General features: G+C 66.4%; 10 protein-coding genes. 6 read left to right on the top strand and 4 right to left on the bottom strand.

Translation table 11 applies throughout. The features are described 5' to 3' along the window. Positions 1–10: 10 nt before the first annotated feature. Complete coding sequence (mmsB, locus tag Q8L25_RS15750; protein WP_308920248.1) at positions 11–913, top strand: 3-hydroxyisobutyrate dehydrogenase; 903 nt, start codon at positions 11–13, stop codon at positions 911–913. 53 nt (positions 914–966) lie between these two features. On the opposite strand, the gene Q8L25_RS15755 is transcribed toward mmsB, so the two are convergent. Continuing rightward, a complete protein-coding gene (locus Q8L25_RS15755) occupies positions 967–1,707 on the bottom strand; it encodes a glucose 1-dehydrogenase (protein ID WP_308920249.1) in 741 nt (246 codons plus the stop codon). 92 nt (positions 1,708–1,799) lie between these two features. Here Q8L25_RS15755 and Q8L25_RS15760 point away from each other — a divergent pair, with 92 nt between their 5' ends. Further along, a complete protein-coding gene (locus Q8L25_RS15760; RefSeq protein WP_308920250.1) occupies positions 1,800–2,360 on the top strand; it encodes a helix-turn-helix domain-containing protein in 561 nt (186 codons plus the stop codon). A gap of 157 nt (positions 2,361–2,517) precedes the next feature. Here the strand turns inward: Q8L25_RS15760 and Q8L25_RS15765 are convergent, their stop codons facing one another. The 3 genes from Q8L25_RS15765 to Q8L25_RS15775 all read right to left on the bottom strand — a co-directional run bounded on the left by Q8L25_RS15765 (position 2,518) and on the right by Q8L25_RS15775 (position 5,003). Next, the gene (locus Q8L25_RS15765; RefSeq protein WP_308920251.1) at positions 2,518–3,267 is read right to left on the bottom strand and encodes an SDR family oxidoreductase; all 750 of its coding nucleotides are present in this window, start codon (positions 3,265–3,267) and stop codon (positions 2,518–2,520) included. A 124-nt stretch (positions 3,268–3,391) separates the two neighbouring features. Next, positions 3,392–4,252: a helix-turn-helix domain-containing protein gene (locus Q8L25_RS15770; protein WP_308920252.1), complete on the bottom strand. Its 861-nt coding sequence runs from the start codon at positions 4,250–4,252 to the stop codon at positions 3,392–3,394. A 13-nt stretch (positions 4,253–4,265) separates the two neighbouring features. Continuing rightward, the gene (locus tag Q8L25_RS15775) at positions 4,266–5,003 is read right to left on the bottom strand and encodes an SDR family oxidoreductase (protein ID WP_308920253.1); all 738 of its coding nucleotides are present in this window, start codon (positions 5,001–5,003) and stop codon (positions 4,266–4,268) included. Positions 5,004–5,123: 120 nt separating this feature from the next. Between Q8L25_RS15775 and Q8L25_RS15780 the strand changes: the two genes are divergently transcribed. From Q8L25_RS15780 to Q8L25_RS15795, 4 genes are read left to right on the top strand one after another with little or no spacing between them, the layout of a single operon-like run. Further along, positions 5,124–6,101 carry an AraC family transcriptional regulator gene (locus tag Q8L25_RS15780; protein ID WP_308920254.1) on the top strand — a complete coding sequence of 326 codons (978 nt, stop codon included), beginning with the start codon at positions 5,124–5,126 and terminating at the stop codon, positions 6,099–6,101. Between the two features lie 46 nt (positions 6,102–6,147). Further along, positions 6,148–9,696 (top strand): DUF4132 domain-containing protein, encoded by a 3,549-nt coding sequence (locus Q8L25_RS15785; RefSeq protein WP_308920255.1) that lies wholly within the window; start codon positions 6,148–6,150, stop codon positions 9,694–9,696. Between the two features lie 32 nt (positions 9,697–9,728). After that, positions 9,729–13,472, top strand: coding sequence for a DUF4132 domain-containing protein (locus Q8L25_RS15790; protein ID WP_308920256.1), 3,744 nt, complete (start codon positions 9,729–9,731; stop codon positions 13,470–13,472). After that, entirely contained in the window at positions 13,466–16,015 is a 2,550-nt protein-coding gene (locus tag Q8L25_RS15795) for a DUF4132 domain-containing protein (RefSeq protein ID WP_308920257.1), read from the top strand. Before Q8L25_RS15790 ends, Q8L25_RS15795 begins: the two co-directional genes overlap by 7 nt. Positions 16,016–16,023: the final 8 nt, after the last annotated feature.

The following is a 16,023-nucleotide window of genomic DNA, read 5'->3' on the forward strand; positions in this document are numbered from 1 at the left end:
GGGGAGGGCGATGAGCACGAATATCGTTTTTATCGGCCTGGGCAACATGGGCCTGCCGATGGCGCAGAACCTGGCGCGCGCCGGCCATGCCGTCACCGGCTTTGATCTGATGCCGGCCAGCGTGCAGCAGTTCGTCGCTAGCGGCGGGCTGTCGTCCGAAGACCAGGCGGCGGCGATTGCGGCGGCTGACGTGGTGATCACCATGCTGCCGGCCAGCCGCCATGTGCAGGGCGCCTACCTTGGCGACTCCGGCATCCTGGCGCACGCCAAATCGGGTGCCTTGCTGATCGACTGCTCCACCATCGCGCCGGAAGTGTCGCGCGAGGTGGCGGAAGCGGCCACCGCCAGGGGCCTGCGCATGATCGACGCGCCCGTCTCCGGCGGCACGGCCGGCGCGGCGGGCGGCACCCTGACCTTTATGGTGGGCGGGGCGGAAGCGGACCTGGCCAGCGCGCGTCCCTTGCTGGAACAGATGGGCAAGAATATCTTCCACGCCGGCCCCAGCGGCAGTGGCCAGACGGTCAAGATCTGCAACAACATGCTGCTGGGGATATTGATGATCGGCACCAGCGAAGCGATCCGCCTGGGCGTGGCCAATGGGTTGGACCCGAAAGTGGTGTCCGACGTGATGGCGAAAAGCTCGGGCCGCAACTGGACGCTGGAAGTGTACAACCCATGCCCGGGCGTGGCCGAGAATGTGCCGGCTTCGCGCGACTACACGGGCGGCTTCGGCGTGGACCTGATGCTGAAGGACCTGGGCCTGGCGGTGGAAAGCGCGGACGCTTCCGGCGCCAGCGTGCCGCTCGGTGAACTGGCGCGCCGGCTGTACGAGCTGCACAGCAAGTCGGGTGCGGGCGGGCTCGATTTTTCCAGTATCTACACATTGCAGAACACGCCGGCTACCCAGGCTTAAGCCGCGAAGCACCGCAGCCCGCACCGGCAGGTGGGGGCTGCGCCCGGACGTGGCTAGACAGCGATGAAGCCACCGTCCACGAATAGCTCGTCGCCTGCGACAAAACTGCTCTCATCCGACGCCAGGAACAGCACGGCATTGGCAATTTCCACGGGCTCCCCAAGGCGGCCGAACGGCGTCATTTGTTTGAAGACATCTTCCGTACCCGGGTTGGCCGTCAGGTAGGCGTGCATCGCCGGCGTCAGGACCATGCCGGGCGAGACCACGTTCACGCGGATACCCTGGCTCTTCAGGTCGGTGGTCCAGGTACGCGCCAGCGAACGGATGGCTGCCTTGGTGGCGCTGTACATGGACAAGGCGGGAAAGCCCTTGCTGCCCGCGCCTGATCCGGCAAGGATGATGGCGCCGCCCGCACTCATCAGCGGCAATGCCTGCTGCACGGTGAAGACCATTCCTTTGACATTCGTGTCGAACAGGCGGTCGATATGTGCCTCATCGATCTGACCGAGCGCTGCCGACTCCGAGATGCCCGCATTGGCAAACACGACGTCCAGGCGTCCGTGGTCCTTGGCGATGCGCGCGTAGAGCCGGTCCAGGTCGCCGCTGCTGCCGACGTCGCCCTGGATGCCAACCGCGCCATGCCCGATCTCTGCCGACGCCTGGTCCAGGCGGTCCTGCCTGCGCCCCGTGAAGTAGACGTGCGCGCCTTCCGCCGCGAATCGTTTTGCTGTCGCCAGGCCGATGCCATCGCTGCCGCCGGTAATGGCAACCACCTTGTTGTCGAATCGATTCATCACATAGTCCTTTCAAGTATTAAGTGGAGGATTGCTCCACATATGATATGGAGGTATCCTCCACTTGGCAAGAACATTTTGAGAAAGCATTCATGACCGAGCACACCTTGTTACGGGCGGACGCCCGGCAAAACCGCGAGCGCATCCTGGTCGCAGCGGAAGAAATTTTTATGGAGCAAGGAGGTGCGGCATCGCTCGACGCGGTCGCCAGGCGCGCGGGGGTCGGCATCGGCACGCTGTACCGGCGTTTTGCGACGCGCGACGCCTTGCTCGCCGCGACCTACAGCGACCGCCTGCTGGCATTTGCCGAAACCTGCCGCGACGGCGCGCCTGCGCGCGACCATTCCGGCGCACTGCGCGCGTATATCGAAGGGCTGGTCATCCAGATCAATATCTACCGCGGTCTGGCGGCGTCGATCGGCATGATCCTGCAAAGCGGAACGCCGGGCTGTGCGGCGGTCGGCGAAGTCGGCGCGACGCTGCTTCAGGCTGCCCAGGAAGGCGGTGCCGTGCGTGCCGACGTCTCATTCACCGACATCGTCCATGTGATCACTGCCGTGTCGCTGGCCGTCGAGCAGGAGGGCGCCGTGCCCGCGCGCATCCCCCATCTGGTCAGCCTGTTTTTCGATGGCCTGAACCGCAGCCCAGGGTGAGCCGGAATGGCGGATTGTTGCTGTCGGCCGCTGCAATCATGGCGGCGACGGTTCTTTCCGCATCGCCGACTACAACGCAGTTGTCCGCGTCCGCGCCGGCTCCGGTGCTGGGTTGCCGGGGGCGCTGAAATGCCGGCTCCGGCCTGCTTTAGCCGTATTACCACGGCTGCGCGGTGGGCATGACAAACAACTCCGCCACGTCGACGTGATCCGGCGCTTGCAGCGCGTAGAGGATGGCGTCGGCGATATCGCCGGGTTTCAGGAACGTCATCTGTTTCTTCAGCTGCTCCATTTGCGCGCGGTAGCCGGCATCCGTGATGTGCTCGAACAACTCGCTTTCCACCGCGCCCGGCTGCAGCGAGGTGACCCGAATATTGTATTTCGGCGCCACCTCCATGCGCAGGATGTCCGAGAAGGCGGCAACCGCGTGCTTGGTGGCGCAGTACACGCCCAGGCCCGGGAAGGTCTTGCGGCCGGCGATCGAGGAGGTGTTGATCATGTGGCCTGCGTTCTGCGCCCGCATGATCGGCAGCACGGCCGCAACCGTGTTGAGCAAGCCTTTGATATTCACATCGACCATGCGGTGCCACTCCTCCAGCTTCAGGCTGGCGATATCGGAAATCGGCATCAGGCCGGCGTTATTGAAGGCGATGTCGATACGGCCGTAGGTCGCGTGCAAGGTGGCCACGCCTGCGGATACCGAGGCCTGATCGGTGACATCCATGTGCAGCGCGATGGCAGCGCCGCCGGCGGCCTCGATTTCCTGCGCCAGCGCCTGCAGGCGATCGAGGCGGCGCGCGGCAAGGCCGACTTTGACGCCATGCGCGGCCAGTTTTTTTGCGGTGGCGGCGCCGATACCGCTCGATGCGCCGGTGACCAGGGCTACTTTGTCTGTGAGTTCCATCATGATTCCTTTCAAGGAGGATCGCTTCTGACCGAATTGTCTGAAGCACGTCACCATGATGGCGCCACGCGCCGTGTGCGTCGCGCGCAGGCTTGCGCGACCTATCGCGATTTTGCCATCTGCCTGATCAGCGATACGATGAAGGGGCGACGCCGGTGTGCTGGCGGAAGACGGACGCGAAGTGGCTGGCGCTGCTGTAACCCACGGCTAGCCCGATATGGATGATGGCCTTGTCGGTTTCGGACAGCAGGCGGCGCGCCTCTTCCATGCGCATGCGGATCAGGTACTGCGACGGCGACAGTCCGGTGGACTGCTTGAACACACGGCTGAAGTGACACGCGCTCAGGCCCGCCAGGCTGGCCAGTTGCGCCAGATGGAAAGGCTGCGCCAGGCCGGCGCGCATGGCCTCGAACACGCGGTGCAGCTTGAAGGCCGGCAGTCCGCCCCTTGGACGGGATGCGGCGATGCGGCAGGTACGGGCCAGGTGCACCGCCAGCGCCTGCGCGATGCCCTGGATGTAGCTGCCGCTGGGAGGGCGCTGGTCCATCAGCTCGGCGCGAATATGTTCCAGCAGCGCAGACAGGACCGGGTCGCGCGCGCCGGAGACTTCGCGCAAGGCGACGTCCCGCATCATGGCGACGCCGATGTACACATGCATCACGATGAACGGCGCATCGGGTTCGGCTTGCCAGCTCATCTCGGTGGGCGTGCTGGCCGTGGTAAGGAAGAAGTCGCCGGCGGCGACGCGATTGGCTTGCCACTCGCCGCCTGGGGCGCGTTCCCGCACCACCGCCACACCGGACAATATCCAGACGATCAGCGCTTCCGGCACCGCCGGGATGATGATGTGGTCCTGCACCTGGCGGCGCGACAGGATTTGCACCAGCACATCCCCGGCGGATTGCGCGCGGTGTTCCTTGAGCAGTTCGCCGTGCAGGTAGTCTTCGAAGGCCTCTGCGGATGTGCGCGGCGTGCAGTGCAATGCCATTCCGGACAGGCGATTAGTATGGGCTGGCGGTAGGCCGCACCACGATCTCGCTGACATCGACGTCGGCCGGTTGCAAAATGGCGAATTCGATGGCCCGTGCAATCGCTTCCGGCTTGATGGAGACCTGGCGGAAGTTGCGCATTTCCTCGCGGCCGGCCGGGTCGGAAATCGACTCCGCCAATTCGGATTCGACCACGCCCGGCGACACCAGCGTGACGCGGATATCCGCCCCCACTTCCTGGCGCAAACCTTCGGTAATGGCGGCGACGGCGAATTTGGTGGCGCAGTAGACAGCGGCCGTCGGGCTGACGGCATAAGCTCCGATCGATGCCATGTTGATGATCTGGCCGCTACGCTGTTCCTGCATCAGCGGCAGGGTTGCGGCGATGCCATGCAGCACGCCGCGAATGTTCACGTCGATCATCCGGTTCCATTCCGCGACCTTGCACGCTTCCAGCCGGGACAGCGGCATGACCCCGGCGTTGTTGATCAGCACATCGACGCGGCCATGTTTTTCGACCGCAAAGCGGACGAATGCATGCATGCTGGCCTCGTCGGTCACGTCCAGCGCAAACGCCGACGCCGAGCCGCCTTCGGCATTGATCGCTGCGGCCAGGCCTTCCAGGCGCTCGGTGCGGCGTGCGCCAAGCACAACGTGCATGTGCCGGGCCAGATGTCTGGCGGCGGCCTCGCCGATGCCGCTGCTGGCGCCGGTGATCAGGACGACTTTCTTGCTGGTTTCATTGCTCATTTTCAGGCTCCCTGGACAAGTTGAACTGCGATGCAGCCAGTATGCGTGCGGAGCAAAACGGACGAAAGATCGGATACTATCGCCGCATTGCCCGATCCTATGAATCCACATTCAACGCTGATGAACAACGAACATCAACACCGCCTGGTTGCCTTGTTAAATGGATTGGCGCCGTTCGAGGGCTACACCTTGTCGGCGCTGGAGGGCGTGCGCTTCATGCGCGCCAACCACCCGTTGCCGCGCATTCCGGTGATGTACGAGCCATCCATCGTCATCGTGTGCCAGGGCCGCAAGCGCGGTTACCTGGCCGATGCCTCGTATGTCTACGATGCCAGTCATTATCTGGTGCTGTCCGTGCCGCTGCCATTCGAATCCGAGACCGACGCCAGCGAGGAGGAACCCATGCTGGCCGTTGCGCTGCGCATCGATTTGACGGTGGCGGCGGAACTGGTGCTGGCGCTGAGCACATCGCGCAAGGACCAGATGGTGGCGCCGGCCGGCATCTGTTCAACGCCGATGAGCGACGACATGAGCGATGCCCTGCTGCGCCTGTTGACCGCGCTGACCGTGCCCGATGATGCGGCCATACTGGGCCCCGCGATCATGAAAGAACTGTTGTATCGGGTACTGACCGGTCCGCAGGGCGGCGCCGTGCTGGCGTCGTTGACGCAGCATGGCCAGTTCGGCAAGATCGGCAAGGCGCTGCGCAAGATCCATGAGCAGTACGGCAGCGGGATGGATGTCGGCACGCTGGCCAGCGAGGCGGGAATGAGCGTGGCGGCTTTCCATGCCAACTTCAAGGCAGTGACACACACCACGCCGATGCAATATTTGAAGAGCACCCGTTTGCACAAGGCGAGGTTGCTGATGGTCCAGGATGGCGTGAGCGCGGCGACCGCGTCCAGTCTGGTGGGCTATGAAAGCAGTTCGCAGTTCAGCCGTGAGTTCAAGCGCTTCTTCGGCCGCACGCCAGTGCAGGAAGCGGTCGAGATGCGCAGCGCCCTGATGCTGATGCCCGCGGAACCCGGCCCCGAGTACGCGATGCAAGGTCTGCGCCCGGGTTTTGAAATCCAACCGTACGCCATGGCAGGAAGCTAAGAATATACAATCAGCAACTTGATCTAATGCAAGATTGGGATGGCTGATGAACGATACGAGCAAACATGCCGCCGACGGTGAGCTGGCGGCGGCGCTGGAACTGGGTCTCAAGGGGCTGGCCGCCATCGACAAGGGGCTGTGGCAGCGCAGCTGCGCCTTTGTGCTGGCAGGCGAACAGGAAATCGTGCTGCAGCAATTGCAGCAGGCCAGTGCGGAGGCGGCCACCATGCTCGGCCATCCTGGCCGCCTCAGCCACGCTTTTTTCGCCATCGGCATCACCGACAGGGAAGCGAAGCAGGCGCGCGCCGGGCTGGTGGCGCGCGCGCAGTTTTATGCGCTGCTCGACGCCGACACCTTGTCGCCCGCCATGCTGGTGCGGCTGGGCAAGCTGCTGGCGGCGGCCGACCAGGGCCAGTCGTTCGAGCCGACCGGCGCCGACGTGCCGGACTGGCTGCACTACCTGGTCAACGACGCCCTGTTCGGCACCTGCAGCGAAACGCGGGAGGACGCCACCTCCGCCAACCGGCGTGCCTGGAATGTGCGGCTGCTGATGCGGCTGCTGGCGTCTGACGGCTTGCCCGAGGCCCTGGCGCTGGAACTGGTGTTCGAGCGCCGCCAGGTCGCCGACTACATGATGGAGCGCTGTCTGCAGCGGCTGCTGGTGCCGAATGTGATCGACAACGTCATGCAGGAGCAGCCCGACGATGTGCGCGCGCTGGCGCCGCGGCTGTCGGCCCAGGGCAAGCGCTTGCTGGCCGAACGCATCGGCGGCGCCGAGGAACTGGCGCAGACCTTTGACGATGTGCTGGTGCGGCTGGCGGTCGACGCCAGCAAGACCGTGCGCGCCGCTGCCGCGCCGTTTGTCAGCGCGATTGCGGAAGAGCGGCAGCTGGCATTGCTGCGCCCCTGGCTGCTGGACGGCAAGCTCGATGAGCGCACGCAGGCGGCCGAGCTGCTGGGCCGCACGCCATCCCAGGCGCGCAGCGCGCTGCTGGCGCAGGCCCTGGAAAATGAAGCGGGCAAGGCGGTCAGGCAGGTGATCGGCAACGCGCTGGCACGCATGGGCGACGTGCAAACCAGTCCAGCAGACGCAGTGCCGCCACCCGCGCCCGAAGCGCCGCTCACCTTCCTGGACGAAGAGGCGATGGTGATCCTGCTGGAAAACCATATCGCGCTGCTGAAAAAATGCGATGAAGACGCGCGCGATGAGGTGGAGCAAAACCGTGGCCGGCGCGAACAGTACGAATTCGAGCGGGAGCGCAGGGAGCAGCAGTATGCGTTCGGCGAGCCGCAGCTGCGCGCCGTGATCGACGCCTTGAATGGTGACGGCGACGATGCCGATCGCGCGCTGCTGAAAGACCATGCGATGCGCGAGACGATCGGATACCGCGACCGCATTTTCGCGCTGGACGGCTTCGGGCTGCGCCAGCTGGCGCTGTGGTATGGCCCGATGCGCCAGCGCTGGCTATCGGTCTGGAACGATGGCCCCTTGCGCGACTGGTTCGAACAGCAGGACCCGGCCGACATCGACCTGCGCACCATCGACACCTTGCTGCGCCAAGCGGGCGCGATGCCGGACCTGGTAGCGTTGGACTGTTTGCAGCCGGCCTGGCGCGGCTCGCCGCTGGACACGCTGCCGCCCGAAAGTATCTGGCCGCTGTTTCATGAGCAGCCGGCGCTGATCGAGCAGGGCCTGGGTCTGTCGGTGGCGCGCAGCGACGTCACCCTGGAACTGGCGTGGACCTTGAAGGTGATCGGAATGTTCCCGCAGCCGCCGGTGCGCTGGCGTCCGCGCCTGATGGAACTGGCGCTGGGCGAAGGCAAGACGTATCGCCAGGGCGCCCAGGATGTCTTGCGCAAGGTGCCCGATATCGGCCTGCAGGTGATCGACAGCCTGGCGTCCAGCAAGCAGGAAGTGCGCAGCGTGGCCGCGCGCTGGCTGGCCGACCTCGATTGCCGCGCGGCCGTGCCGGCGCTGTACCAGGCGCTCGACAAGGAAAGCCGCGAGACCGTCGGCGCCACCCTGATGGCGGCGCTGGAACTGCTCGGCGAGGACCTGGCGCCGCGTTTGAACCCCGACAAGCTGCTGGGCGAGGCGCGCAAGGGCCTGAAAGCCAAGGCGCCGACCGGGCTGGCCTGGTTCCCGTTCGAGACCCTGCCTGCGTGTACCTGGCAGGATGGCGCGCCGGTGGACCCCGACATCCTCTGCTGGTGGGTGGTGCTGGCCTGCAAGTTGAAGGAGCCGGGCGGCAATGGCCTGCTGGCGCGCTACCTTGGCTTGCTGTCGCCAGCCAGCCGCGCCGCGCTGGGCTCGACGATACTGCGTGCGTTTATCGCGTATGACGAAAGCCGCGGCAGCGTGATCGGCGAGAAAGGCGTGCTGGCCCTGGCCGCGCAGGCGCCGGGACCGGAAGCGGTGGGCCTGCTGCAGGCCTATATGCGCGCCTTCCATGTGCGCCGCGCGCAGATCGAAGCGATGCTCGAAAGCCTGGCCGGCGGCATGGACCCGGCCGTGATCCAGCTGCTGCTGGGCGTGTCGCGCCGCTACCGCACCGCCTCGGTACAGGACAAGGCGCGTGAACTGGTGGAACAGATCGCCGAACGGCGTGGCTGGAGCGAAGATCAGCTGGCCGACCGCACGGTGCCCACCGGCGGCCTCGATGACGATGGCCGGCTCGAACTCGATTACAGCGGAAGGCAGTTTGTCGTCACGCTCGACGCGGCCTTGAAACCGGTGCTGCACAATGCGGACGGCAAGGAAATCAAGGCGCTGCCCGAGCCGCGCCAGGGCGACGATGCGGACAGCGTCAAGGAAGCAAAGCAGGCGCTGACCGGCTGCAAGAAAGAACTGAAACAGGTGGTCGAGATGCAGGCGGCGCGCCTGTACGACGCCATGTGCACGGGCCGCGCCTGGCCGCTCGACGAGTGGAAAAATTATCTGCGGGGCCACCCGATCGTCGGGCGCCTGGTGCAGCGCTTGCTGTGGCTGGCGCAGGAAGGCGAGGGCAGTCGGGCGGCGGTGCTGCGCCCGACCGAGGACGGCAGCCTGATTGACAGTGATGACAACGAAGTGACACTGGCGCCAGGCAGCGTGCTGCGGCTGGCGCACGCGTCGCTGCTGGAACCTGGCCAGGCCGCCGCCTGGCAGCGCCATCTGAAGGATTACAAGGTCAAGCCGCTGTTCGAGCAATTGCAGCGCGCGTCGCCCGATGCCGCCCTGCTGAACGATATCGATATCGGCGACCGCCTGGGCTGGGTCAGCGACGCGTTCACCTTGCGCGGCGCCTTCGGCAAGCTGGGCTACCAGCGCGCGCAGGCCGAGGATGGCGCCATCTTCGACCATTACTACAAGGAGTTCGGCGGCGCCGACCTGCGCGTGGTGATCCATTTTTCAGGCAATGCGCTGCCCGAGGATAACCTGCCGGCCGCGCTGAAACACCTGAGCTTCGAGCGCCTGTCCGGGCCGTGGAAGCAGCGCGCGGTGTCGCCGGCGCAGGTGCCGCCAGTGTTGCTGGCCGAGGCCTATAACGACTACCTGGCGGTGGCGGCGCACGGCGCCTTTGACGCCGACTGGGAAAATAAAATGCCCTGGTAGGGCGTTCATGCACACCAAACACGAAAGACGACATGTTTAAAAAAATACTGGAAGTGGCGCAGCAGGCGGTGGGACTCGATGATTACGCGCAGCTCAAAAAAGGCTTGCGCGGCCTGACGCAGATTTCGACCCCGCTGTGGGAGCGTGCCTGCGACTTTGTCTGCAACGGCGGCGACCCGCAGGTGCTGCTGGAACTGCAACAGGAGGCGCCGCGCGCCGGCAAGCTGCTGGGCCGGCCGGGCCGCCTCATCAGCGGGTTTTACAGCTACAACATGGACAAGAAAGACGGCGCGCTGGCCTCCGAAAGCCTGCGCCACCGCCACCAGTTCTACGCGCAGTTCGATGCCGGCAAGCTCGATGCGGCTGTATTGACGCGCCTGGGCAAACTGCTGCAGGCGGCCGACCAGGGCGACTCGCTCGATCGCACCGGCGCGCCCGTGCCCGACTGGCTGCACTATGTCGTCAACGATGCGCTGCACGCCAGCTTCGACGATACGCGCGCCACCGCCACCATCGTCAACCGGCGCGGCTGGCATGTCGGGCTGCTGGTGCGGCTGCTGGAAGCCGAAGGCGAACCGGCCATCGCCGGCCTGCGGATGGTGTTCGAGCGCAGCGGTTTGTCCGACTATGAGCGCGACCGGGCCTTGCCGTACTTGCTGGTGGCGGGCGCGCTGGACGAATACATGCTGGCGCACGCCGAACTGGTGGAGCAGTTGCCAGCCCTGCTGTCGGCCAGCGGCAAGGTGCAGCTGGCCCGGCGCCTGGGTGGCGCACCGGCGCTGGCCGACCGTTTTGCCGCCATCCTGGTGCGCCTGGCCGTCGATGGCGGCAAGACCGTGCGCACGGAAGCGGCGCCGCACCTGGCGGCGATACCCGCGCAGCGCCGCGTCGAGCTGCTGCGGCAACTGCTGGAAACGGGCAAGACGGAAGAGCGCGTGCAGGCGGCCGAACTGCTGGGACGTAGCCTGGGTCCGCAACAGGCGCCGCTGCTGGAAAGCGCATTGGCGGTGGAAACGAGCAAACCGGTGCAGGCGGCGATCCGCAATGCGCTGTCGTGGCTCGGTGCGGCCAGCGATGCCGGCGCCAGTGAGTTGCAGATGCCGCCGCTGCCGCCCGCGCCGCCGGCGACCCGGCTCGGTGACGACGCGCTGCAACTGCTGCGCGCCAACCACGCCACGCTGCTGGCCAAGTATCGCATCGACGCGGAGCAGGAGCGCGAGCAGAACCAGCTGGGCAAGCACAAATACAAATGGCAGCAGGCCGCGCTCAAGCGCTACGAGGCACTGAAGGACGACTACCTGGTGGGGGCCATCCGCGTGCTCAATGGCGAGGGCCAAAAGGGTGACGATCAGCCTCTGAAAAACAATATGGTCACCGGCGTAGTCGAGTTCCAGGGCAAGCTGGCGGCCTTGCCGGAATTCGGCATGGCGCAGATGACGCGGTGGATCATCGCCACGCAGCACAACAGCCAGCGCTTCTGGCATGTCGGCTTCTTCCAGCAATGGCTGGCGCGCCAGGACCAGCAAGCATTCGACCTGCGCCTGCTGGACCGCGCCATGCGCGAAGCGGGCGACCAGAACGACAGCGTGGCGATGGTCTGCCTGGCCAGCAGCTGGTGGGGCGGCAAGCCGCAGCACATGCTGGACGCCGCCATGGTCTGGCCGCTGTTTGCCGAACGGCCGGAACTGATCGACCAGGCACTGGGCCTGCGCGCGCTGGAAAAGCGCCAGGGCGTGTCGCCGCCTGAACTGGGTACCACGCTGGAGATCCTGGCGATGTTCCCCAGCTTGCCGGCGCAATGGCTGCCGCGCGTGATGGAATTCGCGCTCGGCGAAGGCAAGCAGCACCGCGCCAGCGCGCAGCAGGTGCTGGCAGGCCTGCCGGACATCGGCAAGCGCGTGGCCGAAGCGCTGGGCTCGAGCAAGCAGGACATGCGCATCGGCGCGGCACGCTGGCTGAGCGATCTCGATTACCGCGCCGCCGTGCCGGCGCTATACCAGGCGCTGGACAAGGAATCGCGCGAGACCGTGATTGCCGCCTTGCTGACGGCGCTGGAAAAGCTGGGCGAGGACCTGAGTCCGCGCCTGTCGCCCGAGGTGCTGCTGGCCGCCGCGCGCAAGGGTCTGAAGGGCAAGGCGCCGGCCGGCCTGGCCTGGTTTTCGCTGGACCTGCTGCCGGCCTGCCGCTGGCAGGATGGCACGCCGGTCGAGCCGGACATCCTGCGCTGGTGGGTGGTGCTGGCCTGCAAACTGAAGGAGCCGGGTGGCAATGCGCTGCTGCTGCGCTATCTGGGCCTGCTCGACGAGGCCAGCCGCGCGGCGCTGGGCGAGACCATCTTGCGCCTGTTTATCGAGCACGATGTGCGCGGCCCGGCCATGGAGGTGGCCAATGCGCACGCCGCGGCGAACGCGCCGGGCCGCTATCAGCGCTACCAGGACAGCGCCAAGCGCTATCCGCAGTACTACAGCGCGCAGGGCAAGCTGACGCAAGACCAGGTGTTCGACGAGCTGCGGCGCGAAAAGCTGGCCGAATACCTGGGCAGCGCGATCGGCGAAAAAGGCATCCTGGCGCTGGCTTCCTACACGCCGGGCCAGGTGGCGCTGACCCTGCTGCAAGCCTATCTGCGCGATCATTACCCGCGCCGCGCGCAGATTGAAGCCATGCTCGATGCGCTGGCCGACGGCCACGATCCGGCCGTGATCCAGCTCCTGCTGGGCATCGCGCGCCGCTACCGTACCGCCTCGGTGCAGGAAAAAGCGAGATTGCTGGTCGAGCGCATCGCACAGGGCAAGGGCTGGAGCCAGGATCAGTTGGGCGACCGCACCATCCCCACCGGTGGCTTCGACGACCATGGCCGGCTCGACCTGCCGTATGGCGAACGGGTGTTTTACGTGACCCTGGACGGCGCCATGAAGCCGGTGCTGCACAACCCGGACGGCAAGGAAATCAAGGCCCTGCCGGAACCGCGTCAGGATGAAGCGCCGGAAGTGGCCAAGGAAGCCAAGCAGCAGCTGTCCAGCTGCAAGAAGGAGCTGAAGCAGGTCATCACCATGCAGACGGCGCGCCTGTACGAAGCGATGTGCGCCGGCCGCGTCTGGCCGGCACAGGAATGGCGCGACTACCTGCTGCTGCATCCGATCGCCGGCCGCCTGGTGCAGTCGCTGGTATGGATCAGCGAGGACGAGACAGGGCAGATTGTGCTGCGTCCGAGCGACGACGGCAGCCTGCTCGACGCGAATGACGACGAAGTCACGCTGACGCAAGGCAGCCGCGTGCGCCTGGCGCATGCCTCGCTGCTGGACGCGCAGCAGATCGCCGCCTGGCAGCGCCATTTCAAGGACTACAAGCTCAAGCCGCTGTTCGAACAGCTGGCGCACCAGCTGCCCGATGCCTCGCTGATGGCCGGCCGCGAGATCGCCGATCGCCAGGGCTGGGTGGGCGACACCTTCGGTTTGCGCGGCGCCTTCGGCAAGCAGGGTTATCTGCGCGGCCAGGCCGAGGATGGCGGCGTGTTTACCGAATATCACAAGGACTTCCCGAGTGCCGGCCTGCGCGCGCTGATCGAGTTTTCCGGCAGCGGCCTGCCCGAAGAGCAGATGGCGGCGGCGCTGAAAACGCTGGCCTTCTATCGCCTGCCGCAATCGTGGCGCGACGAAGCCGTGCCGCTGACTGAGGTGCCACCGGTGCTGCTGGCCGAAGCGTATGCCGATTATCACGCCGTGGCCAAATCGACTGGCGGTCATGATGCGCAGTGGGAAAGCAAGATGCCATGGTAGAGGTGGCTGCCTCGCACTTGCCGCCGGACGTGACGCTCGGCGACGATGCCTTGCGGCTGCTGCGGGACAACCGCGAGCAGTTGCTGCGGATGGTACACCGGACCATGCTGGCGGACCAGGAAGCCTATCCGGCGTCGCCCCATCCCTTGCAGCGGTACCAGCAGGTCGAACAGCAGTGCGCCTGGTGGAATGACGAGCGCCTGCAAGGACTGCTGCGCGCCGTGAATGGCGAAACAGGGGAGGCAGAGCAATTTTTCAGCCAGCCGCTGGCGTCCGAACTGCTGCGCTGGAAAAACCGGCTGGCCGTGCTGCCGGGCGTGACGTTCCTGCATCTGGCCCGCTACATGCTGGCCACGCGCCATCGCAGCCGCCTGTTCTGGAGCGATGACGGTTTTATCGCATGGCGGTCGCGCCAGCCGGCCGGCAGCATCGATCTGCGCATGCTCGATGCGGCCATGCGCGCAGCCGGCGATACGCAGGATGGCGTGGGCCTGGCTTGCCTGGCCGAGCGTTATTACCGCGAACCGTATCCGCATGCGGTGTTGCCGGCACAGTGTATCTGGCCGTTCTTTGAACAGCGTCCCGACTTGATCGAGCAGGGCCTGGGCTTGTCCGCTGATCCCCGCGTGCCGCCGGACCGTCTGCAGCTGGACGCCACCTTGGGCGTGCTGGCCACTTTCCCGGTGCTGCCACAGCGCTGGCTGCCGCGCGTGATGGAGATCGCGCTGGGCGAGTCCAGGCAATTGCGCGGCCTGGCGCAACAGCTGCTGGCCACGGCGCCCGAGATTGTCAGCCAGGTGGCTGCCAGCCTGGCGTCCGAGCGGCAGGAACTGCGCATCCGCGCCGCGCAGTGGCTGGGCCGGCTCGGCGACCCAGGCGCGGTGCCGGCGCTGTACCGCGCGGTGCAGCGGGAAAAGCGCGATGCCGCCAGCGCGGCGCTGCTGTCCGCGCTGGAGCTGCTCGGTGCGGACCTGGCGCCGCTGCTGGCGCCGGACGTGCTGCTGGCGCAAGCGCGCAAGGGCTTGAAGGCCAGGCAGCCGGCCGGCCTGGCGTGGTTTGATTTTTCCGCCTTGCCGGCATGCCGCTGGCTTGACGGCGCGCCGGTGGATGCCGACATCGTGCGCTGGTGGCTGGTGCTGGCCTGCAAGCTGAAGGAGCCGGCCGGTAATCCGCTGCTGATGCGCTATCTGGGCCTGCTGCAGCCCGGGAGCCGCGCCGCGCTGGGCGAAACGGTGCTGCGCCAGTTCATTGCGCACGATGCGCGCAGCGTCAAGTCGACCCTGTACGGCTTTGAAATGACGGACTACGTGGGCAGCGCGATCGGCGAAAAAGGCGTGCTGGCGCTGGCCTGCCATGCGCCCGGGCCGCTGGCGGTAGCGCTGCTGCAGGATTTCATGCGCGACCATTATCTGCGCCGCGCGCAGATCGAGGCGCTGCTCGAAAGCCTGGCCGCCGGTTGCGATCCAGCCGTGATCCAGCTGCTGCTGGCCGTGGCGCGCCGTTATCGCACCGCCTCGGTGCAGGACAAGGCGCGCCTGCTGGTCGAGCGCGTGGCGGCTGCCATGGGCTGGAGCGCCGGCCAGCTGGCGGACCGCACGATTGCATATGCCGGGCTCGATGACGGCGGCCGCCTCGCGCTGCGGTATGGCGAACGGCAGTATGTCCTGACACTCGGTACCGGCCTGAAGCCGGTGCTGCACAATGCCGAGGGCAAGGCGGTTGCGGCGCTGCCCGAGCCGCGCCAGGGCGACGATCCGGCCAGCATCAAGGAAGGCAAGCGCCAGCTGTCCAGCTGTAAAAAAGCGGTGGCGCAGGTGGTGCGGCTGGAGACGGCGCGGCTGTACGAATCCATGTGCGCGGGCCGGCTGTGGGCAGCCGGCGAATGGCGGCAATACCTGCACCGCCATCCGATCACCGGGCGCCTGCTGCAACAGCTGGTGTGGCTGGAACTGGCGCCGGACGGAGAGCTGCGGCAGGTATTCCGGCCGGCCGAAGACGGCAGCCTGCTCGATGCGCGGGACAACGAAGTCGCGCTGGCCGATGACAGCATGCTGCGCCTGGCCCACGCCGTGCTGCTGGACGCGGAGCGGATCGCCGCCTGGCGGCGCCACCTGCGGGACTACAAGAACACACCGCTGTTCGCGCAGTTTGACCACCGCGCGCCCGACCCGGCCTTGCTGGCCGGCCTGGAAATCGATGACCGGCTGGGCTGGACCGGCAACAACTTCAGCTTGCGCACGGCGTTCGGCAAGCGCGGCTGGGTGCGCGGCGCCGCGCTCGATGGCGGTGTGTTCGACGCCTACCAGAAGGATGTGGCCAGCGCCGGGCTGCGCGCGAACATCAGTTTCACGGGTAGCCAGTTGCCCGAGGAGCGCCAGCCGGCGGCGCTCAGGACCCTGTCGTTCCTGCGGCTGGCGGATTTGCAGGTCGTGCCGCTGGCCGAGGTGCCGCCCGTGTTGCTGGCCGAAGCCCATGCGGATTATCATGCGGTGGCCATGACCTGCGGCTACGATGAAAACTGGGAAAGCCGTACCCCCTTTTAGGCGAGAAA

The organism is Janthinobacterium sp. J1-1 (assembly GCF_030944405.1).
In the GTDB taxonomy this organism is placed as follows: domain Bacteria; phylum Pseudomonadota; class Gammaproteobacteria; order Burkholderiales; family Burkholderiaceae_D; genus Janthinobacterium.

Coding starts and splice junctions, on each gene's coding strand:
- mmsB (WP_308920248.1), top strand. CDS start 11: ATGAGCACGAATATCGTTTTTATCGGCCTGGGCAACATGGGCCTGCCG.
- Q8L25_RS15755 (WP_308920249.1), bottom strand. CDS start 1,707: ATGAATCGATTCGACAACAAGGTGGTTGCCATTACCGGCGGCAGCGAT.
- Q8L25_RS15760 (WP_308920250.1), top strand. CDS start 1,800: ATGACCGAGCACACCTTGTTACGGGCGGACGCCCGGCAAAACCGCGAG.
- Q8L25_RS15765 (WP_308920251.1), bottom strand. CDS start 3,267: ATGATGGAACTCACAGACAAAGTAGCCCTGGTCACCGGCGCATCGAGC.
- Q8L25_RS15770 (WP_308920252.1), bottom strand. CDS start 4,252: ATGGCATTGCACTGCACGCCGCGCACATCCGCAGAGGCCTTCGAAGAC.
- Q8L25_RS15775 (WP_308920253.1), bottom strand. CDS start 5,003: ATGAGCAATGAAACCAGCAAGAAAGTCGTCCTGATCACCGGCGCCAGC.
- Q8L25_RS15780 (WP_308920254.1), top strand. CDS start 5,124: ATGAACAACGAACATCAACACCGCCTGGTTGCCTTGTTAAATGGATTG.
- Q8L25_RS15785 (WP_308920255.1), top strand. CDS start 6,148: ATGAACGATACGAGCAAACATGCCGCCGACGGTGAGCTGGCGGCGGCG.
- Q8L25_RS15790 (WP_308920256.1), top strand. CDS start 9,729: ATGTTTAAAAAAATACTGGAAGTGGCGCAGCAGGCGGTGGGACTCGAT.
- Q8L25_RS15795 (WP_308920257.1), top strand. CDS start 13,466: ATGGTAGAGGTGGCTGCCTCGCACTTGCCGCCGGACGTGACGCTCGGC.